The 19491-nt window shown below is 67.9% G+C and carries 18 protein-coding genes; 13 read left to right on the plus strand and 5 right to left on the minus strand.

What is annotated here, in order from left to right; translation table 11 throughout:
* Positions 1-179 precede the first annotated feature (179 nt).
* Positions 180-1181, plus strand: coding sequence for an acyltransferase family protein (locus tag ESD82_RS03975; RefSeq protein WP_024844480.1), 1002 nt, complete (start codon positions 180-182; stop codon positions 1179-1181).
* A gap of 9 nt (positions 1182-1190) precedes the next feature.
* Here the strand turns inward: ESD82_RS03975 and ESD82_RS03980 are convergent, their stop codons facing one another.
* Together ESD82_RS03980 and ESD82_RS03985 are read right to left on the minus strand one after the other, a co-directional pair.
* The gene (locus tag ESD82_RS03980; RefSeq protein ID WP_147428932.1) at positions 1191-2354 is read right to left on the minus strand and encodes an alpha-hydroxy acid oxidase; all 1164 of its coding nucleotides are present in this window, start codon (positions 2352-2354) and stop codon (positions 1191-1193) included.
* Between the two features lie 10 nt (positions 2355-2364).
* Positions 2365-2736: a hypothetical protein gene (locus ESD82_RS03985; protein ID WP_231486734.1), complete on the minus strand. Its 372-nt coding sequence runs from the start codon at positions 2734-2736 to the stop codon at positions 2365-2367.
* An 81-nt stretch (positions 2737-2817) separates the two neighbouring features.
* Between ESD82_RS03985 and ESD82_RS03990 the strand changes: the two genes are divergently transcribed.
* The 3 genes from ESD82_RS03990 to rpoD all read left to right on the plus strand — a co-directional run bounded on the left by ESD82_RS03990 (position 2818) and on the right by rpoD (position 7509).
* A complete protein-coding gene (locus tag ESD82_RS03990) occupies positions 2818-3402 on the plus strand; it encodes a TetR/AcrR family transcriptional regulator (RefSeq protein ID WP_024844483.1) in 585 nt (194 codons plus the stop codon).
* Positions 3403-3441: 39 nt separating this feature from the next.
* Positions 3442-5385: a DNA primase gene (dnaG, locus tag ESD82_RS03995; protein WP_147428931.1), complete on the plus strand. Its 1944-nt coding sequence runs from the start codon at positions 3442-3444 to the stop codon at positions 5383-5385.
* Positions 5386-5526: 141 nt separating this feature from the next.
* The gene (gene rpoD, locus ESD82_RS04000) at positions 5527-7509 is read left to right on the plus strand and encodes an RNA polymerase sigma factor RpoD (RefSeq protein ID WP_024844485.1); all 1983 of its coding nucleotides are present in this window, start codon (positions 5527-5529) and stop codon (positions 7507-7509) included.
* A gap of 63 nt (positions 7510-7572) precedes the next feature.
* Here rpoD and ESD82_RS04005 read toward each other — a convergent pair whose 3' ends face one another.
* Positions 7573-8121: an NADPH-dependent FMN reductase gene (locus tag ESD82_RS04005; protein ID WP_147428930.1), complete on the minus strand. Its 549-nt coding sequence runs from the start codon at positions 8119-8121 to the stop codon at positions 7573-7575.
* A 164-nt stretch (positions 8122-8285) separates the two neighbouring features.
* On the opposite strand from ESD82_RS04005, the gene rmuC reads away from it, so the two are divergent.
* From rmuC to ESD82_RS04035, 6 genes are all read left to right on the plus strand, one after another.
* Positions 8286-9725, plus strand: a complete 1440-nt coding sequence (rmuC, locus tag ESD82_RS04010; protein WP_244314448.1) for a DNA recombination protein RmuC — start codon at positions 8286-8288, stop codon at positions 9723-9725.
* A 75-nt stretch (positions 9726-9800) separates the two neighbouring features.
* Positions 9801-10223, plus strand: a complete 423-nt coding sequence (locus ESD82_RS04015; protein ID WP_147428928.1) for a secondary thiamine-phosphate synthase enzyme YjbQ — start codon at positions 9801-9803, stop codon at positions 10221-10223.
* Between the two features lie 89 nt (positions 10224-10312).
* Entirely contained in the window at positions 10313-11182 is an 870-nt protein-coding gene (locus ESD82_RS04020) for an ABC transporter permease (RefSeq protein ID WP_024844489.1), read from the plus strand.
* Entirely contained in the window at positions 11179-11985 is an 807-nt protein-coding gene (locus tag ESD82_RS04025) for an ABC transporter permease (RefSeq protein WP_024844490.1), read from the plus strand. The genes ESD82_RS04020 and ESD82_RS04025 overlap by 4 nt, the downstream gene beginning before the upstream one ends.
* 65 nt (positions 11986-12050) lie before the next feature.
* Positions 12051-13148, plus strand: coding sequence for an ABC transporter ATP-binding protein (locus ESD82_RS04030; protein WP_177209321.1), 1098 nt, complete (start codon positions 12051-12053; stop codon positions 13146-13148).
* A gap of 227 nt (positions 13149-13375) precedes the next feature.
* Positions 13376-13690, plus strand: coding sequence for a pore-forming ESAT-6 family protein (locus ESD82_RS04035; protein ID WP_244314449.1), 315 nt, complete (start codon positions 13376-13378; stop codon positions 13688-13690).
* Positions 13691-13771: 81 nt separating this feature from the next.
* Here ESD82_RS04035 and ESD82_RS04040 read toward each other — a convergent pair whose 3' ends face one another.
* Positions 13772-14113: an MmcQ/YjbR family DNA-binding protein gene (locus tag ESD82_RS04040; RefSeq protein ID WP_024844493.1), complete on the minus strand. Its 342-nt coding sequence runs from the start codon at positions 14111-14113 to the stop codon at positions 13772-13774.
* Between the two features lie 156 nt (positions 14114-14269).
* On the opposite strand from ESD82_RS04040, the gene cysS reads away from it, so the two are divergent.
* From cysS to ESD82_RS04055, 3 genes are read left to right on the plus strand one after another with little or no spacing between them, the layout of a single operon-like run.
* Positions 14270-15658 (plus strand): cysteine--tRNA ligase, encoded by a 1389-nt coding sequence (cysS, locus tag ESD82_RS04045; RefSeq protein WP_147428927.1) that lies wholly within the window; start codon positions 14270-14272, stop codon positions 15656-15658.
* Positions 15659-15691: 33 nt separating this feature from the next.
* Complete coding sequence (gene cimA / locus ESD82_RS04050) at positions 15692-17314, plus strand: citramalate synthase (RefSeq protein ID WP_147428926.1); 1623 nt, start codon at positions 15692-15694, stop codon at positions 17312-17314.
* The gene (locus ESD82_RS04055) at positions 17311-18129 is read left to right on the plus strand and encodes a squalene/phytoene synthase family protein (protein ID WP_024844496.1); all 819 of its coding nucleotides are present in this window, start codon (positions 17311-17313) and stop codon (positions 18127-18129) included. Before cimA ends, ESD82_RS04055 begins: the two co-directional genes overlap by 4 nt.
* A gap of 48 nt (positions 18130-18177) precedes the next feature.
* On the opposite strand, the gene eno is transcribed toward ESD82_RS04055, so the two are convergent.
* On the minus strand, positions 18178-19455 hold the full coding sequence (gene eno / locus ESD82_RS04060) for a phosphopyruvate hydratase (protein ID WP_028711087.1): 1278 nt from the start codon (positions 19453-19455) through the stop codon (positions 18178-18180).
* Between the last annotated feature and the right edge of the window lie 36 nt (positions 19456-19491).

Consider the following 19491-nt stretch of genomic DNA (forward strand, 5'->3'; position numbering starts at 1 on the left):
GTATTCCTTTGGTTACGGTTCGCGGCCATCCTCCAAGGGTGCATGGCCGAAGCCGCGCCTATAGCGCGACGTCATTCGGATGTGAAGCGAAAAAACAGTTGCATGCCGCGGGGAAAATGCTTGTCAGATCGTCCTCGCTGGTTGCAAAGCTTGCTCCAGTGCGGGTCGGGGTTTTCGCGTTGCATCGGATTCATTCGCTGGACTATCTGAAGCTGGGACTGGCGGTCCTGGTGGCCTTTGCCCATACCTACTGGCTGCAGTCGCATATGACGCCGCAGCTGTTCATGATCGGCAACGGGCTGATGCGGGTGATGGTGCCGACCTTCTGCATCGTGGCGGGCTATTTCCTCTATTCGGCGGTGGCGCGCGGCAAGGGCAACAAGTGGCTGGCCCGCGTGGCGGCGCTCTACCTGTTCTGGATGGCGGTCTATCTGCCTTTCTGGATGGATCAGGTGCATGGGCTCGTCTCGCTGCTCAAGACCCTGGCCTGGGGCTATTTCCACCTGTGGTTCATGGCCGGCATCCTGGTTGCCGGGGCGGTGGTTCTGCTGTTGCGCGGCTTTGCCCGCAGGGTCGCGCCGGCCTATGAATACCGCATCCTGCTGGCGGCGGCGGCGGTCTGCGCCGCGATCGGGCTGGTTCTGCAATATGTCGCCCTGTCCGGGATCATGCAGATCGGGGTGAAGAAATTCTCGAACGGCCTGTTCATGTGCTTTCCCTTCGTGGCCATCGGCTATCTCTGCGGCCGCCGCGTGGCCCGGCTGGGGCTGCAGGGGCTGCCGCCGCGCCGGCTGGCGCTGGCTGCCACCGCCGCCGGGGCCGGGCTGCTGATGGCCGAGGCCTGGCTGGTGCAGGCCTGGCGCAGCGACCAGGTGATGCTGGACATCCCGATCAGCTCTTACGTCGCGGCGCCGGCCTTGTTCGTGGCGGTGCTGGGCACGGCCATGCCGCAGCCGCCGATCCGGCTCGATCCGATCTCGGCCATGATCTATTTCATGCATGTCATGGCGCTGCATCTGGCCCGCCTGCTGGGCTTCGAGCACCTGGGCGAGCTGATGCTGTTCGCCGTCGGCCTGCCGACCCTGGCCGCGATGCTTCTGGGCCGGTTGCGGATCCCCGGATTCGGCAAGGAAAGGACGCGGGGGCAAGGCGAACAGACCCGGCCCGATCCGGCGCCCTGATCCGGCCGCCTAGCCCCAGGCTTGCAGGAAATCCTGCGGCACCAGCAGGTTGTGGCGGCCCAGGTTCTTCACGTCCCGCTCGCCGCAGAGCGCCATGGTGATGTCCAGTTCCTTCTGGATCACCTCCAGCGCGCGGGTCACGCCGGTCTCGCCCATGGCACCCAGCCCATAGATGAAGGCGCGGCCGATATGGGTGGCATGCGCCCCCATGGCCAGCGCCTTCAACACGTCCTGGCCCGAGCGGATGCCGCTGTCGAGATGGATTTCGACCTGGTCGCCCACCGCCTTGACGATCTCGGGCAGCATGCGGATGGAACTGACCGCGCCGTCGAGCTGCCGGCCGCCATGGTTGCTGACGATGATCGCATCGGCGCCGAAATCCGCGGCCATGCGGGCGTCCTCGGGGTCGTTGATGCCCTTGAGGATCAGCTTGCCGCCCCAGAGGTCGCGGATGCGGGCGATCTTGCCCCAGTCGAGCTGCGGGTCGAACTGCTCGGCCGTCCAGGCGACCAGAGACGAGGGGTCGCCCACCCCCTTGGCATGGCCGACGATATTGCCGAAAAAGCGGCGCTTCGTTTGCAGCATCTCGATGCCCCAGCGCCATTTCGTCGCCAGGTCCAGCAGCACCGGCAGGGTCAGCCGCGGCGGGGCGGATAGCCCGTTCTTCAGATCCTTGTGGCGCTGGCCCAGGATCTGCAGGTCCAGCGTCAGCACCAGCGCCGAGCAATGGGCGCGCCGGGCCCGCTCGATGATCGCCTCCAGGAATTCCTGGTCGCGCATGACGTAAAGCTGGAACCAGAACGGCGCCTGCACCGCCTCGGCCACGTCCTCGATCGAGCAGATCGACATGGTCGAAAGCGTGAAGGGCACGCCAAAGGCTTTCGCGGCCCGCGCCGCCTTGATCTCGCCATCGGCGCATTGCATGCCGGTCATGCCGACCGGGGCCAGGGCCACCGGCATGGCGACCCTTTGCCCGACCATGGTGCTTTCCGTCGTCCGTCCGGTCATGTCCACCGCGACGCGCTGGCGCAGCTTGATGCGCTGGAAGTCCGAGCAGTTCTCGCGGAAGGTGCTTTCGGTATAGCTGCCGCTTTCGGCATAGTCGTAGAACATGCGCGGCACGCGCCGGCGGTAGATCGCCTTCAGATCCTCGATGCAGGTGATGACCGGCATGGCATTCTCCTCAGTTCGGCGCGCAGTCGGTGCTGCCCTCGGGGCAGTCCTCGGCCGGGGATTGCTGCGACAGGGCCCTGGCGCGGGCGTGCAGGGCCTCGGCGCGGCGCTGCAAGGCGGCGTCGCCCGCCGCCGGCGCGGTGCCGGCGCGGGCGGCAAGGGAGCGGCCGCGCGCATCCAGCGCGCCGCCCGCCGCCGCGGGGTCGCGGGCGGCATCGGCGGCATGGCCGGGCAGGGCCGGTTCGGCCAGCAGCCGGTCGGTCGGCATCAGTTCGGGATAGTCGCCCACCATGTCGCCGCATGCGGCCAGGCTTGCCAGCGCCAGCGCGCCCCAGATCCGCCCGCCCCAGATCCGCCCCATGCCGTTCCCCCATGTCTTCATGCGCCGGACCATAGGCCCGGCGGGGCGGCGGGGGCAAGATGCGCTCTTTACCTTGCCGCGGCTCGCCGCCTAGAAGACGACATGGCAAGAACCCAGGGCTCAAGGGCAGAGATCACCGGACCGCTGGTCCGCGACGCCGCGCGCAGGCTGTTTGCGCGCCACGGCTATGCCGCCGTCTCGATGCGCCAGATCGCGGCCGAGGTCGGCGTGCAGGTCGGCACGCTTTACAGCTATACCGCCGACAAGCAGGCGCTCCTGGCCGACCTGCTGCGGGTGCATATGGAGGAGTTGCTGGCCGCCTGGCGCGACGATCCGGCCCGGCCGGCGCTCGACCGGCTGGAGGCGTTCCTGCGCTTTCACATCCAGACCAGCCTGGAGCGCCCCGAGGCGGTGTTCCTGTCCTATATGGAGCTGCGCAACCTGACGCCGGAAAACCGTGCCGAAATCGCGGCCCTGCGCCGTCGCTACGAGGATGCGCTGGAGGCGATCCTGATCGCCGGCGAGGCCGAGGGCACCATGGCCGTGCCCGATACCCGGCTGGCCACCATGGCGCTGATCGCCATGCTGACCGGCGTCACCAACTGGTACCGCGAGGGCGGGCGGCTGGACCAGGAGCGGGTGGTCGCGGTCTATCGCGAACTGGTGCGCGGCGCGGTCGGTGCATGACCCTTTGCAACCGGCCGGCGTGATCCGATATAAGGCGGCATGAGCCTTCCGCCGCAATTCCTTGACGAGATCCGCGCCCGCGTGCCTTTGTCACGCGTCATCGGGCGCAAGGTGGTCTGGGATCTGCGCCGCTCGAATCAGGCCAAGGGCGACTGGTGGGCGCCCTGTCCCTTTCACGGCGAAAAGACCGCCTCCTTCCATGTCGACGACCAGAAAGGCTTCTATTACTGCTTCGGCTGCCACGCCAAGGGCGACGCGCTGACCTTCCTGCGCGAGGCCGAGGGGCTGGGCTTCATCGAGGCGGTCGAGCTGCTGGCCGCCGAGGCCGGCCTGCCGATGCCCGAGCGCGACCCGCGTCAGGTGCAGCGCGCCGACCGCCGCACCGAACTGGTCGAGGTGATGGAGCAGGCGGTGCGCTGGTTCCGCATGCAGCTGGGCATGGGCCCGGCCGAGGCGGCGCGGGCCTATCTGGCCCGGCGCGGGCTGGACGAGGCCGCCTGCGAAGCCTTTGGCATCGGTTTCGCCCCCGACCAGCGGCAGGGCCTGTTCAACGCCTTGCGTGCCAAGGGCATCGCCGAGGCTCTGATCGTCGAGGCCGGGCTGGCGGCCAAGCCCGACGAGGGCGGTGCGCCCTTCGACCGCTTCCGTGGCCGCATCACCTTTCCGATCCGCGACGGGCGCGGGCGCTGCATCGCCTTCGGCGGCCGGGCGATGGACCCGAACGCGCGGGCGAAATACCTCAACAGCCCCGAGACGCCGCTCTTCGACAAGGGCCGCAACCTCTACAATATCGGCCCGGCGCGGGCGGCGGTGGCCAAGGGCAGGCCGCTGGTGGTGGCCGAGGGCTACATGGACGTGATCGCCCTGGTCCGGGCGGGTTTCGAGGGCGCCGTGGCGCCGCTGGGCACCGCGATCACCGAGGACCAGCTGCGGCTGATGTGGCGCATCTCGCCCGAGCCGGTGATCGCGCTCGATGGCGACGAGGCGGGCCTGCGCGCGGCGATGCGGCTGATCGACCTGGCGCTGCCGATGACCGGGCCGGGGCAGGCGCTGCGCTTTGCCTTCCTGCCGCAGGGGCTGGACCCGGACGACCTGATCCGCGCCCGCGGGGCAGGGGCGATGGGCGCCGTGCTGGACGAGGCGCGGCCGCTGGTCGACCTGCTGTGGCGGCGCGAGACCGAGGGGCGGGTCTTCGACAGCCCCGAGCGCCGCGCGGCGCTGGACAAGGCCCTTGCCGAGGCGGTGGCCAAGATCCCCGACAAGGACACCCGCGACCATTACCACGCCGTGCTGCGCAACCTGAAATGGGAGCTGTTCGGCAACCGCCGCCGCGCCGATGCCCCCGCGCCCGCGCGTCCCGCCCGCGAATGGCAGGGCCGCGAGTGGCAAGGGGGGCGCGGCGCCCGCTTCCAGCCGGTCGCGCCGACGGCACCGACACGGGCCTCGCGGCTTTCCTCGCCCGACATGGACGGGCAGCAGGCCGAGGCGCTGGTCGAGGCCATGGTGCTGGCGATCTGCGCCACCCATCCCGGCCTGATCGCCCCGGTCGAATCGCGGCTGGAACGGCTGGAGCCGCAGGATGCGGACCGCGCGGCGCTGGTCCACGATCTCTTGTCGGGGACGCAATCCCAGGCCGGGCAGCGCGCCCTTGAAAGCATCATGGCCGACCCCCATGTGAGGGCGGCCCCGGCGATCCTGCGCCCGCATGACCGCGATGCCGCCGCCGGCATCCTTGCCAATGCCCTGGACCGGATCGAGGCCCGCCGTGCCGCGCGCGAGGAAATCGCCCGTGCCGAGGCCGAGATCGAGGGGCTCGCGGACGAGGGCCTGACCTGGCGCATGGCGCAATCCGCCCGTGCCCGCCAGCAGGCCGACCACCCCTCGCTGGCCGACCTGTCGGACCTGGGCGAGGACAGCGACGCCTATCGGGCCATCCTCGATGCGGCGCTGAAGAACGAGATCTGGCGCAAGCCGCGCCGCTGAAAGGCGCGCGAATCACCTGCGCCGAATCACCCCGGCCGAGGCCGGCTCGCAGGCTTTGAATCGCCTGCGATTCGCGCTAGAACCGGCCGATAGCCGATCCCGATTCGCCGATTCGCGAATCACCGCTTCAAGGGAGCCAGCATGGCAGCCAACGACGAAGACCAGAAGCCCGAGGCCAAGGATGACGATCCTTCGCTGGACATGTCGCAGGCCGCGGTCAAGCGCATGATCGCCGAAGGGCGCGAACGCGGCTTCATCACCTATGACCAGCTCAATGCCGTCCTGCCGCCCGAACAGGTCAGTTCCGACCAGATCGAGGACGTCATGTCCATGCTGTCCGAAATGGACATCCGCGTGGTCGAGAACGACGAGGAGGCCGAGGAGGCCGAAACGGGCGGCGAGCTGACCACCACCGGCTCGGGCTCGCGTGAGCTGACGGTCGCCACCGCCGAGACGGAAAAGCTGGACCGCACCGACGACCCGGTGCGCATGTATCTGCGCGAGATGGGCTCGGTCGAATTGCTGTCGCGCGAGGGCGAGATCGCCATCGCCAAGCGCATCGAGGCCGGCCGCAACACCATGATCGCCGGGCTTTGCGAAAGCCCGCTGACCTTCAAGGCCATCACCATGTGGCGCCAGGAGCTTCTGGACGAGGACATCCTGCTGCGCGACGTGATCGACCTGGAGACCACCTTCGGCCGCTCGATGGACGAGGATGGCGAGGAAGAGGAGGTGCTGCCGACCGAGGCCCGCCCCGCCGCGGCCAACGGTGCCGCGCGCGACGAGGAGGAGTTCGACGCCGACGGCAACCCCATGGGCCGCGAGGAGGACGAGGACGAGGACGACGGCCAGAACCTGTCTCTGGCGGCGATGGAAGCCTCGCTGAAGCCCAAGGTGCTGGAGACGCTGGAGGCCATCGCGCGGGGCTACGAGGAGCTGTCGCACATGCAGGACAACCGCATGTCGGCGACGCTGAACGAGGACGGCACCTTCTCGGCCGCGCAGGAAAGCGCCTATCAGGAACTGCGCTCGCGCATCGTCGCGCTGGTGAACGAGCTGCACCTGCACAACAACCGCATCGAGGCGCTGGTCGACCAGATCTATGGCATCAACCGCCGCATCGTCACCATCGATTCCAACGTGGTGAAGCTGGCCGATGCCGCGCGCATCAACCGGCGCGAGTTCATCGACGCCTATCGCGGCAGCGAGCTGGACCCGACCTGGGTCGAGCGCATGATGCAGCACAAGGGCCGCGGCTGGCAGGCGCTGTTCGAGAAATCCCGCGCCCAGGTGGAAAGCCTGCGCGCCGAGATGGCCATGGTCGGCCAGCATGTCGGCGTCGATATCGAGGAGTTCCGCCGCATCGTCAGCCAGGTCCAGCGCGGCGAGAAGGAATCGCGCCAGGCCAAGAAGGAAATGGTCGAGGCGAACCTGCGGCTGGTGATCTCGATCGCCAAGAAATACACGAACAGGGGCCTGCAATTCCTTGATCTCATTCAGGAAGGCAATATCGGCCTGATGAAGGCGGTGGACAAGTTCGAGTATCGCCGCGGCTACAAGTTCTCGACCTACGCGACCTGGTGGATCCGGCAGGCGATCACGCGCAGCATCGCCGATCAGGCCCGGACCATCCGCATCCCGGTCCACATGATCGAGACGATCAACAAGCTGGTGCGCACCGGCCGCCAGATGCTGCACGAGATCGGCCGCGAGCCGACGCCCGAAGAACTGGCCGAAAAGCTGCAGATGCCGCTGGAAAAGGTCCGCAAGGTGATGAAGATCGCCAAGGAGCCGATTTCTCTCGAAACCCCGATCGGGGACGAGGAGGACAGCCAGCTTGGCGATTTCATCGAGGACAAGAATGCCGTGCTGCCCTTGGACAGCGCCATTCAGGAAAACCTCAAGGAAACCACCACGCGGGTGCTGGCATCGCTGACGCCGCGCGAGGAGCGGGTGCTGCGCATGCGCTTCGGCATCGGCATGAACACCGACCACACGCTGGAAGAGGTCGGCCAGCAGTTCAGCGTCACCCGCGAGCGCATCCGCCAAATCGAGGCCAAGGCGCTGCGCAAGCTCAAGCATCCCAGCCGGTCGCGCAAGCTGCGGTCCTTCCTGGACCAGTAACCGGCCGATCAACGCAAGAAGGCCGCGCTTTCGGGCGCGGCCTTTGTCGTCCTGCGGCCGGGCTCAGCCGTGCTTTTCGATCCAGTCCGCGAAGGAATCGACGAAGCCTTGCAGGAATTTCGCGGTCTTTTCGTCGGTGACGCTGCCATCGGCGCCGTAGGCATCGGCGTTCCACTGGATATAGGCCTCGGGCATGCTCATCATCACCGTGCCGACATGGACCAGGTCGTTTTTCAGCCGCGCCTGCGCCAGCGCCGCGCCGATCACGCCGGGCGAGGTGCCGGTGACGGCCGCGGGCTTGCCCTTCCACGAGTTCTGGCCATAGGGCCGGGTGCCCCAGTCGATGGTGTTCTTGATCACGCCCGGATAGCTGCGGTTGTATTCCGGCGTGATCGCCAGCACCGCGTCGGAATGCTCGATCCGGTCCTTGAGCCGCAGCACCGATTCGGGTGGCTCGGCCCAGAGATCCTCATTGTAATGCGGCAGATCGCCGATATGCAGCAGGTGGAACTGCAACCGGCCCTCGGCCAGTTTCTGCAATGCCTTCATCAGCTTATGGTTGAGAGAATCCTTGCGGAGCGAGCCCACCATGACGGCGACGGTCTTGACCATGCCTGATCTCCTCTTGCGGTTTTCAGGCGAAGGCTAGGGGCGCAACCGGGGCGAAGGAAGGGGGCCGCGCTTGCATTCTTGGGGAAAAACGGGAACAGTCCCGGCAAGCGACGCGAAACCGCGGTTGGGACAAGGCGCAGGGGCCGATGGGCGAGGCGGAAAAAATGCAGGCATGGCTGGCGGATGCGGGCAATCTGCGGCTGCTGTTGATCGCGGCGCTGGCGGTGCTGGCGCTTTGCCTTGTTGCGCTGTGGCGAACGCGGCGTTCGGCCCAGGCGGTTGCCCTGCTGGCCCGGCGGCGCGAGGCCGAGCTGCAGGCGCGGCTCGATGCCGAAACGGCCGGGCTGCGCGACCAGCTTCTGGCCGTAAGCCGGCTGGAGACGCGAGCGGAATCGCTGAGCCAGCGCCTGCAGGAACTGGTCGAGGAACGCGACGGGCTGACCGACGCGCTGCACCGCGAACGCCAGCAGGTCTCGGGGCTGGAGCGCGAGCTGGCGGAAACCCGTCTGGCGGCGCAGAAGGACCGCGAGGCGGCCGCGCGCGACATCGCCACCCTGCGCGAATTGCGCGAGGAGATGACCGGCCAGTTCCGCCTGCTGGCCAACGAGACGCTGAAATCCCAGGGCAGCGAGATGCAAAAGGCGCATGGCGAGCAATTGTCGGCCCTGCTGACGCCCTTTCGCGACCAGGTTCACCGCTTCCAGACCGAGCTTCAGGCCCGCAACAAGGCCACCGACGAGGAACGCGCAAGGCTGCGCGAGCAGATCGAATACCTGCACAAGCGTTCCGAGGACATCTCGCGCGAGGCGGTGGCGCTGACCCGGGCGCTGAAGGGCGACAGCCAGAAGCGCGGCGCCTGGGGCGAGATGATCCTGGAGCGCATCCTTGAGGATTCCGGCCTGATCGCCGGCACGCATTACGACACGCAGGCGAGCCACCGCGACGCCGACGGCAAGCTGTGGCGGCCGGACGTGATCGTGAAGATGCCGCAGAAGAAGCTTCTGGTGATCGACAGCAAGGTCTCGCTGAACGCCTATGAGGAGGCGGTGAATGCCGAGGACATGCCGACCCGCGACGCCGCGCTGCGCCGCCATGTTGCCTCGGTCCGCGCCCATGTCGCCGGGCTGGCGGCCAAGGGCTATCAGGCGATCGACGAGGGCTCGGTCGATTACGTGCTGATGTTCATCCCGGTCGAGGGCGCCTTTTCCGAGGCGCTGCGCGTCGATCCAGACCTGGCGCGGCACGCGATGGAGAACCGCGTCGGGCTGGCCACGCCGACCACCTTGATGCTGACGCTGCGCACGGTCGATCACATCTGGACGGTCGAGCGGCGCGAATCCAATGCCATGGCCATCGCCGCCCGCGCCGGCCAGCTTTACGACAAGCTGCACGGTTTCGTCTCGGCGGTCGAGGATGTGGGCAGCGCGCTGGAGCGGGCGCAGAAAAGCCACGCCACCGCCATGGACCGGCTGACCCGCGGGCCGGGCAACGTCATCCGCCAGGCCGAGATGCTGCGCGACCTGGGCGCGCGCACGCAAAAGCGGCTGGCGCTGGACCATGACGGTGCCGAGTCGCTGGAAGCACCGGGCGAGGCGGCGGAATAGCTCATTGGGTATTTGGGGAACGGAGAAGCCCATGGTTGAAAAAGGGCGGGAATCGTCCTGGCGGGAAGGCCGCTCTTGAGGACCAGCTTCACCATCCCGACCCGCGGGCCGGCCTGCCATGATTTCACGGCCGAGGTGGCGGCCTGGCTGCGCGGCATCGGCGCGAGGGACGGTGTGGTGACGCTGTTCGTGCGCCATACCTCCTGCTCGCTTCTGGTGCAGGAGAACGCCGATCCGGACGTGCAGCGCGACCTGCTGGCCTGGCTCGACCGCATCGCGCCGCCGGCCGACCATCCGTCTATGCGCTACCTGACGCATCGCGCCGAGGGGCCGGACGACATGCCCGCGCATCTGAAGGCCGCGATCCTGCCCGTCAGCCTGCAGATCCCGGTCGTGCGCGGCCGGATGGAGTTGGGCACCTGGCAGGGGATCTACCTGGTCGAGCATCGCGCCCAGCCGCATCGGCGCGAGGTGGCGGCGCAGTTCCAGGCGGCGTAACGGTCGCCGCAGCGCAGGAAAACCCTTTTCCTCGCGGCGCGGATATGGAAACCTGCCACCCCAAGCGACAGGGATTCACAGGGCAGGGCATGGCGTCAGGAAACCGATCTCAGACGGCTCAGGGCCTGACCCTGATCGCGCCGCCGCTGGGCTATGCCGTGCTGGTGCTGGCAGCACCCCTGCTGACCATCCTGGCCTATTCCTTCTTCAAGGACGGCTACCTGACGGTGATCCGCGAGTTCACGCTGGAGAATTACCGCACCGTCTGGGCCGACCCGATCTTTCACCGCATCATGCTGCGCTCGCTGGGGGTGGCGGCGCTGGTGACGCTGGCCACCGTGGTTCTGGCCTTTCCGGTGGCCTATTTCCTGTCCTTTGCCGTCGCGCCGCAGAAAAAGGCCATGTGGCTGTTCCTCATCACCATCCCGTTCTGGACCAGCTACCTGATCCGGGTGTTCCTGTGGAAGGTGATCCTGGGCTATAACGGCGTCATCAACTCGGGGCTCAAGACGCTGGGGCTGATCGAGCAGCCGCTGACCTTCATCCTCTACAATGTCAACGCCATGGTGATCACGCTGGCCCATGCCTATGCGCCCTTCGCCATCCTGCCGATCTTCATCGCGCTGGAAAAGATCGACCGCTCGCTTCTGGAAGCCGGGCGCGACCTGGGCGAAAGCCGGGCCATGACCTTCTGGCGCGTCACCCTGCCCTTGGCCATGCCCGGCGTGGTGGCGGCGGCGCTGATCGTCTTCATCCCGACCATCGGCGACTATGTCACCCCGGCGCTGATCGGCGGCGGCAAGATCCCGATGATCGCCAACATGATCCAGGCGCAGATGCTGGATCTGGACAACCGGCCGATGGGCTCGGCGCTGGCGGTGACGGCCATGCTGATCGTGGCGGTGATCAGCCTGGCCTTCATCGGTCTGAACCGCCGCTTCCTGAAGGTGCGGCAATGAAGGGCGGGGGCCTGCGGGCCTATGCGCTGATCTACCTGCTGTTCCTTTACGCGCCGATCCTGCTCTTGCCGATCTTCGCCTTCAACTCGGGCACGATCATCGCCTTTCCGCTGCGGGGCTTCACCACGGAATGGTTCGCGCAGATGTGGGGCAATGCCTCGCTGCGCCGGGCGCTGACCAATTCGCTGACCATCGCCGTCAGCGCCTCGATCCTGGCGACCTGCCTGGGCGTATTCGCCGCCCGCGCCTCGACCCGCTTCACCTTTCCGGGCAAGGGGCCGATCATGGGGCTGATCATGCTGCCCCTGGTGCTGCCCGAGATCATCGTCTCGATCTCGCTTCTGGTGGTGCTTTTGTCGCTGGGCGTGCAGCTCAGCATCCTGACGGTGATCCTGGGCCATACGCTGATCTGCATGCCCTATGCCACGGTGATCCTGTCCACCGCCTTCAACTCGCTCGACCGCTCGCTGGAGGAGGCGGCCTATGACCTGGGCGAGACGCGGATCAGCGCCTTTCGGCTGGTGATCCTGCCGCTGGTCATGCCGGGGATCATCTCGTCCCTGCTGATGAGCTTCACCATCAGCCTCGACGAGTTCATCATCGCCTTCTTCCTGGCCGGGAACGAGCCGACGCTGCCCACCTATATCTTCAGCCAGCTGCGTTTCCCCAAGCAGATCCCGATGATCATGGCGCTGGGGACGGTGCTGGTGCTCATGTCGATCCTGCTTCTGACCATTGCCGAATATTTCCGCCGCCGCGGCATCGCGAAGACCGGCGCCAAGGATACCGGAGGCTTCCTGTGACCACCCAAAACCCGGGCCCCAAGACCACCGCCGCCCATCGCGCCGCCATGGCCGGGGCGAAGCCGATGATCGAGATCCGGCAGGTGCAGAAGCATTACGGCGATTATCACGCGCTGCGCGGCATCGACCTGACCATCCGCTCGGGCGAGTTCTTTTCGCTGCTGGGCCCCTCGGGCTGCGGCAAGACCACGCTTCTGCGCACCATCGCCGGGTTCGAGGACATCTCCTCGGGCGTCGTGCTGATCGACGGGCAGGACATGCAGGAGGTGCCGGCGAACCGGCGGCCCACGAACATGGTGTTCCAGTCCTATGCCATCTTCCCGCATCTGACCGTGGCCGAGAACGTGGGCTTCGGGCTGCGCCGCGACCCGCGAAGCAGGGCCGAGAAGGCGGCGGCGGTCGAGCAGGCGCTGGAGATGGTCGGGCTGAAAGGCTATGGCAACCGCGCCAGCCATGCGCTGTCGGGGGGGCAGCGGCAGCGGGTGGCCTTGGCGCGGGCGCTGATCCTCAAGCCCAAGGTGCTGCTGCTCGATGAGCCGCTTTCGGCGCTGGACCGCAAGATGCGCGAGCAGATGCAGGTCGAGCTGATCAAGCTGCAGCGCCAGGTCGGCATCACCTTCGTTCTTGTCACCCATGACCAGGAGGAGGCGCTGGTCATGTCCGACCGCATCGCGGTGATGTTCGAGGGCCAGATCGCCCAGATGGACGGGCCCGAGGCGCTTTATGCCCGCCCGACCAGCCGCCGGGTGGCGAATTTCATCGGGGTGATGAACTTCCTGCCTGCCCGCGTGCTGGGCGAGACCGGCGAGGCCGTGCAGATCGAGGCGCCGGGGCTGGGCCGCGTCGATATTCCCCTGGCCAATGTCAGCCGTGCCGATCCCGGCGACGACGGCCCCTCGGTCGGCTTCCGGCCCGAGGCGGTGTCGCTGCTGGCGCCCGGCGCGCAGGGCACGAACCGGGTGGCCGAGGGGGTGATCGACGAGGTCGTCTATTACGGCGACATGACCTATTACGACGTGCGGCTGGACGGCTCGGCGGGCTTCGACGGCCAGGTGCGGCCGGTGCGGATCGCCATGCGCAACGTCTTCGGCCGCGAGGTGCAGGATGTCGGCACCCGCGCGAATGTGAGTTGGTCCCCCGGCTCGCTGGTGCTTTTCCGCTGATCGGCGTGAAACCGGCCGCGGCATTCCGCCGAGCCGGTTTGCGGCCCTGACTGGGGCGTGCCACAGTCCCGGCACACGCAACAGACGGAGATCGAGATGATCGCACGTTTCGCAATCCTGCCCGCCCTGGCCCTTGGCCTGACCGCAGGCGTGACCCTGGCGCAAGACGCGGCCCCGGCCGCGCCCGCCGCCCCGAGGCCCCGGCTACGGCCGAGGCGCCCGCTGCCGTGCCGGCCCAGGACAGCGCCGCCGCCTATGAAAGCGCGCGCAACCAGCTGGGCGTCCTGGCCTATTGCCAGGAACAGGGCCATATCGACGGCAAGGCGGTCGAGATCCAGACCAAGCTGCTGGCGATGATCCCGGCGGGCGACAGCGCCCAGGGCGATGCGGCCGAGGCCAAGGGCAAGGAAGGCACCGTCTCGGCCATGGGCGTCGAGCGGACGCTGGAAGACGCCGCCAAGGAGCAGAACACCACCGAAGCGGCGCTTTGCCAGCAGATGGAAGGCCTGCTGCAACAGCTGGCCGCGCAGGTTCCTGCCTGATCACCGGGCGATTCCGGCGCGGGGCCAGTCGCTCGGCCCTGCGTCTCTGGCCGGTCCCCTGCGCGGGGCCGGCCATTTTCGTCACAGGGGCGGCAGGGCGGCCTGCACCTTCTTGGGCAGGGCGCCGCGCACCAGCCGATAGGAATGGCGGATGCGATGCGCCAGCTCGTCGGGGGCCGAATCGAGCGGCAGCGCCACCCAGCTGCGATGCAGATAGGCCGCGCGTTCGGCCACGCCGGTCTCGATCAGGAACTCGGCCATCTCGGTGCTGTCGGTCTTGACCGAGACATGGGTGCCGACTGCACCGGTCACGGCAAAGGTCTTGCCACCGATCTTCCAGCAATCATGGCCGCCGCCCCAGGGATCCGACCACTCGGCCCCAGGCTGTGCGGCACAGATCTCGTTGACCAGTTCGCGGCTCATGGACCAAGTTTTGCAGCCTCTCTTGGCATAGGCAAGACAATGCGTTAAGGCGGGGCGCATGAAGGCAGGAACCGCCACCACCCGCTGCATCATTACCGGCTGAAAATTCAGGCGGGCGGTTCATCGTGACCTGACGACGCCCGCAAAGGGGAAGTCATGGTCGAGATCAGGCTGACGAATACCAGGACGCGCCGGAAAGAGGTTTTCCGGCCCATCGACCCGCAGAATGTGCGGCTCTATCTTTGCGGGCCGACGGTCTATGACCGGGCGCATCTGGGCAATGCCCGGCCGGTGGTGGTGATCGACGTGCTGGTGCGGCTCTTGCGCCATGTCCATGGCGCGGACCATGTCACCTATGTGCGCAACTTCACCGACGTGGACGACAAGATCAACGCCGCCGCCCTGGCCCGCAAGGAGGCCGGCGCCCCCGGCACGCTGGAGGCGCTGATCCGCGAGCGCACGCGGGAAACCATCGGCTGGTATCACGCCGACATGGACGCGCTGGGGGCCGAGCGTCCCGATCACGAGCCGCGCGCCACCGATTACATTGCCCAGATGATCGCCATGATCGAGACCTTGGTCGCCGGCGGCCATGCCTATGCGCGCGACGGCCATGTGCTGTTCCGGGTGCGGAGTTACGCCGATTACGGCAAGCTTTCGGGGCGCTCGGTAGACGACATGATCGCCGGCGCCCGCGTCGAGGTCGCGCCCTTCAAGGAAGACCCGATGGATTTCGTGCTGTGGAAGCCTTCGGACGACGAATTGCCGGGCTGGGACAGCCCCTGGGGACGCGGCCGTCCGGGCTGGCATATCGAATGTTCGGCCATGTCCTACGAGCTTTTGGGCGAGAGCTTCGACATCCATGCCGGCGGCATCGACCTGCAATTCCCCCATCACGAGAACGAGATCGCGCAAAGCTGCTGCGCCCATCCGCATGGCGATTTCGCCCGCGTCTGGCTGCATAACGAGATGCTGCAGGTCGAGGGCCGGAAGATGTCCAAATCCCTGGGCAATTTCTTCACCGTCCGCGATCTCTTGGACCAGGGCATTCCGGGCGAGGTGATCCGCTTCGTCCTGCTGTCGACGCATTACCGCAAGCCGATGGACTGGACGGCCGAGAAGGCGCGCGAAGCCGAGGCGGTGCTGCGCAAGTGGCGCGGCCTTGTCGCGGGCATCGAGCCCGCGCCAAGCCCGGCCCTCGCCGTCCTGGCCGCGCTTGCCGACGACCTCAATACCGCGGGGGCGATCGCGGCCTTGCACGAGATGGCAGGGCAGGGCGATGCGCCCGGGCTGCTTGCCGGCGCCCGGATGCTGGGCCTGCTGACCGAGGAGCTGGGCGGCTGGATCGCCGCGGGCCCCGACCTGTCGCCCTGGGCCGAGCGCATGAATGCGTTGCGGGCAGAAGCCAAGGCCAGCAAGGATTTCTCGGCCGTGGATGGTCTCAAGCAGCGTCTTCTGGACGCGGGGGTCGAGGTCCGCATGGGCCCTGCCGGGGTCGAGCTTCTGCCCGGCCCGGATTTCGACGCCGCCAGACTGCCCGAATAACCGCATGCCAGCCAGCCGAAAGGGGCCGCCCCGATGACGCGTCAGCGCCTATATCTTTACGACACCACGCTGCGCGACGGGCAGCAGACCCAGGGCGTGCAGTTTTCCGCCGCCGAAAAGGCCGAGATCGCCGGGATGCTGGATCGGCTGGGCGTGGATTACATCGAGGGCGGCTGGCCGGGCGCCAACCCGACCGACAGCGATTTCTTCGCCCAGGCGCCGGCGACCCGCGCCACCATGACCGCCTTTGGCATGACCAAGCGCGCCGGTCGCTCGGCCGATAACGACGACGTGCTGGCGGCGGTGATGAACGCGGGCACCCGCGCGGTCTGCCTGGTCGGCAAGACGCATCCCTTCCATGTCCGCGAGGCGCTGGGGATCTCGCTGGAGGACAACCTCGAGAATATCCGTGCCTCGGTCGCGCATCTGGTGGCCGAGGGCCGCGAGGCGCTGTTCGATGCCGAGCACTTCTTTGACGGCTACGACGAGGACGCGGATTATGCGCTGGCCTGCCTGCGCGCGGCGCTGGAGGCGGGCGCGCGCTGGATCGTGCTTTGCGACACCAATGGCGGCACCTTGCCCGACCGGGTGGGGCAGATCACGCGCGCCGTGATCGCGGCCGGCATCCCCGGCGAGCGGCTGGGCATCCATTGCCATGACGATACCGGCAATGCCGTGGCCTGCACGCTGGCTGCCGTCGCTGCCGGGGCGCGGCAGGTGCAGGGCACGCTCAATGGCCTGGGCGAGCGTTGCGGCAACGCCAGCCTGACCAGCCTGATCCCGACCCTGCTGCTGAAGGAGCCCTATCGCTCGGCGCTGGAAACCGGCGTCACCGCCGAGGGGCTGGCGGGGCTCACGCGCATCTCGCGCCGGCTGGACGAGATCCTGAACCGCCCGCCCGCCCGGCCCGCACCCTATGTCGGCGCCTCGGCATTCGCCCACAAGGCCGGGCTGCATGCCAGCGCCATCCTGAAGAATCCCGCGACCTACGAGCATGTGGACCCCGCCACCGTGGGCAACGAGCGCATCATCCCGATGTCGAACCAGGCCGGGCAGTCGAACCTGCGCGCGCGTCTGGCCGAGGCGGGGATCGAGGTCGGTCGCGACGATCCGGCGCTGGCGCGCATCCTCGACCTGGTCAAGGCGCGCGAGGATGCCGGCTATGCCTATGACGGCGCCCAGGCCAGCTTCGAGCTGCTGGCCCTGGCCGAGCTGGGCCGGATGCAGCACTATTTCTCGGTCGAGCGCTACCGCGTCACCGTCGAGCGGCGCCGGAACGCGCTGGGGAAACGCATCTCGGTTTCCGAGGCGGTGGTGGTGGTGCAGATCGGCGGCGAGCGGATGCTCTCGGTCAGCGAAAGCATGGATGCCGAGGGGCATGACCGCGGCCCGGTCAACGCGCTGTGGCGGGCGCTGGCCAAGGATCTGGGCCCCTATCAGGCCGCCATCGACGACATGCATCTGGTGGATTTCCGCGTCCGCATCACCGGCGAAGGGGTCGAGGCGGCGACGCGGGTCATCATCGACAGCGCCGACGGCCAGGGCCATCGCTGGTCCACCGTCGGCGTGTCGCCCAATATCGTCGATGCCAGTTTCGAGGCGCTGGTCGATGCGATCCGCTGGAAGCTGATCCGCGACAGGGTGGTGCCGGCATGAGCCTGGACGATTGCGCCGAGGCGCTGCGCGAGCACGATCCCGACCGCTTCGGCATCTGTCTGCTGGCCCCCGCTGAGGCGCGGCCGCGGCTGCTGACGCTTTATGCGCTGAACCTGGAGCTGGCGCGTGCGCCGCTCGCCTCGACCGAGCCGCTGATCGCCGAGATGCGGCTGCAATGGTGGATCGAGCGGCTGGAGGACATCGGCGCCGGCAAGGTGCAGTCGCATGAGCTGCTGACGCCGCTGGCCGAGGCCTGGGGACCGCGCGCCGCCGGTTTCCCGGTACTGGCCGAGGCGCGGCGCCGCGATGCGGCGCGCGAGCCGCTGGACGGGCCCGAAGCCGTCGCGGCCTATGTGCGGGATACGGCGGTGCCGCTGGCGCGCTTCGCCGCCGAGGCCATGGGCTGGGAGGCTGCCGGGGGCTTCGCGCCCCCGGACCCCCGCGGGGTATTTGGAAAACGGAGAAAGCCGGATGTTGCCGAGGTCGTCGACGCCCAGGCCGAGGGGGTGGGGTTGGCGCATTGGCTGGCCGCGCTGCCGGCCTTGCAGGGGTTGGGGCTCGGGCTTTGGGACGCCTCGCCCGAGGTGCTGGCCGGGATTGCAGGCAAGGCCCGTGCGAAACTTGCCGAGGCCCGGGCGCAGCGCCGGTTCGTGCCGCGCCGGCTGGCGCCGGTGCTGTTTGCCGGGGCGGGCGTGCGGGCCGCGTTGCGGGCCGCGCCGCGGGGGATCGAGGCGCTGGCCGGTGCCGCCCCTTCGGAATTCCGCCGCCGCCTGGCGCTTGGCGCCTTTGCCCTGACGCATCGCTGGTGGATATGAAAAGGGCGGCCGCCTGGGCCGCCCTGCTTCGTTGCGATGCCCCGCGGATCAGCCGCGCAGGATGGACTTGCCGGCATATTCGGCCGCGGCGCCCAGCATTTCCTCGATGCGGATCAGCTGGTTGTATTTCGCCAGCCGGTCCGAGCGCGCGAGGCTGCCGGTCTTGATCTGGCCGCAATTCGTCGCCACCGCCAGGTCGGCGATGGTGGCGTCCTCGGTCTCGCCCGAGCGGTGCGACATCACCGAGGTATAGCGCGCGCGGTCGGCCATGCGCACCGCGTCCAGCGTCTCGGTCAGGGTGCCGATCTGGTTCACCTTGACCAGCAGCGAGTTGCCGCAGCCCTTCGCGATGCCCTCGGCCAGCCGCGCCGGGTTGGTCACGAAGAGGTCGTCGCCGACCAGCTGCACCCGGCTGCCCAGCGTGTCGGTCAGCAGTTTCCAGCCGTCCCAGTCGTCCTCGGCGCAGCCGTCCTCGATCGACAGGATCGGGTAGTCGTTGCAGAGCGCTTCCAGGTAGGCGACGTTCTCGGCCGGGCTCAGCGACTTGCCCTCGCCGGCCATCTCGTATTTGCCGCCCTTGAAATATTCGGTCGAGGCGCAGTCCAGCGCCAGCATGATGTCGTCGCCGGGCTGGTAGCCGGCCTTCTCGATGGCCTTGAGGATGAAGTCCAGCGCATCGCGGGTCGAGCTGAGGTTCGGCGCGAAGCCGCCCTCGTCGCCGACGCCGGTGGCGAGGCCGGCCGAGGACAGTTCCTTCTTCAGCGTGTGGAAGACTTCCGAGCCCATGCGCACGGCTTCGCGGATGTTCTCCGCCGCCACCGGCATGATCATGAATTCCTGGATGTCGATCGGGTTGTCGGCATGTTCGCCGCCGTTGATGATGTTCATCATCGGCACCGGCAGCACGCGGGCACCGGCGCCGCCGACATAGCGATAGAGCGGCTGGGTGCAGGCCTCGGCCGCGGCCTTGGCCACCGCCAGCGACACGCCCAGGATGGCATTGGCGCCCAGCCGGCCCTTGTTCGGGGTGCCGTCCAGTTCGATCATCATGCGGTCGATGGCGACCTGCTCGGTCGCATCCTCGCCGATCAGGTTCTCGGCGATCTCGCCGTTGACGGCGGCGACGGCCTCGAGCACGCCCTTGCCCAGGTAGCGCGCCTTGTCGCCGTCGCGCTTTTCCACCGCCTCATGCGCGCCGGTCGAGGCGCCCGAGGGCACCGCCGCCCGGCCCATGGTGCCGTCTTCCAGCGTCACATCGACCTCGACCGTCGGGTTGCCCCGGCTGTCCAGTATCTCGCGCGCGAATATGTCGATGATGGCGGTCATGTCTGCGTCCCCCTTGGCTGACGAGCTTTGGCGCTG

This window comes from Paracoccus pantotrophus, from assembly GCF_008824185.1.
Taxonomy (GTDB): domain Bacteria; phylum Pseudomonadota; class Alphaproteobacteria; order Rhodobacterales; family Rhodobacteraceae; genus Paracoccus; species Paracoccus pantotrophus.

Excerpts from the sequence above, each read along its gene's own strand:
- ESD82_RS03980 (WP_147428932.1), bottom strand. The coding sequence starts at position 2,354 with ATGCCGGTCATCACCTGCATCGAGGATCTGAAGGCGATCTACCGCCGG.
- ESD82_RS03985 (WP_231486734.1), bottom strand. The coding sequence starts at position 2,736 with ATGAAGACATGGGGGAACGGCATGGGGCGGATCTGGGGCGGGCGGATC.
- ESD82_RS03990 (WP_024844483.1), top strand. The coding sequence starts at position 2,818 with ATGGCAAGAACCCAGGGCTCAAGGGCAGAGATCACCGGACCGCTGGTC.
- dnaG (WP_147428931.1), top strand. The coding sequence starts at position 3,442 with ATGAGCCTTCCGCCGCAATTCCTTGACGAGATCCGCGCCCGCGTGCCT.
- rpoD (WP_024844485.1), top strand. The coding sequence starts at position 5,527 with ATGGCAGCCAACGACGAAGACCAGAAGCCCGAGGCCAAGGATGACGAT.
- ESD82_RS04005 (WP_147428930.1), bottom strand. The coding sequence starts at position 8,121 with ATGGTCAAGACCGTCGCCGTCATGGTGGGCTCGCTCCGCAAGGATTCT.
- rmuC (WP_244314448.1), top strand. The coding sequence starts at position 8,286 with ATGCAGGCATGGCTGGCGGATGCGGGCAATCTGCGGCTGCTGTTGATC.
- ESD82_RS04020 (WP_024844489.1), top strand. The coding sequence starts at position 10,313 with ATGGCGTCAGGAAACCGATCTCAGACGGCTCAGGGCCTGACCCTGATC.
- ESD82_RS04025 (WP_024844490.1), top strand. The coding sequence starts at position 11,179 with ATGAAGGGCGGGGGCCTGCGGGCCTATGCGCTGATCTACCTGCTGTTC.
- ESD82_RS04030 (WP_177209321.1), top strand. The coding sequence starts at position 12,051 with ATGATCGAGATCCGGCAGGTGCAGAAGCATTACGGCGATTATCACGCG.
- ESD82_RS04040 (WP_024844493.1), bottom strand. The coding sequence starts at position 14,113 with ATGAGCCGCGAACTGGTCAACGAGATCTGTGCCGCACAGCCTGGGGCC.
- cysS (WP_147428927.1), top strand. The coding sequence starts at position 14,270 with ATGGTCGAGATCAGGCTGACGAATACCAGGACGCGCCGGAAAGAGGTT.
- cimA (WP_147428926.1), top strand. The coding sequence starts at position 15,692 with ATGACGCGTCAGCGCCTATATCTTTACGACACCACGCTGCGCGACGGG.
- ESD82_RS04055 (WP_024844496.1), top strand. The coding sequence starts at position 17,311 with ATGAGCCTGGACGATTGCGCCGAGGCGCTGCGCGAGCACGATCCCGAC.
- eno (WP_028711087.1), bottom strand. The coding sequence starts at position 19,455 with ATGACCGCCATCATCGACATATTCGCGCGCGAGATACTGGACAGCCGG.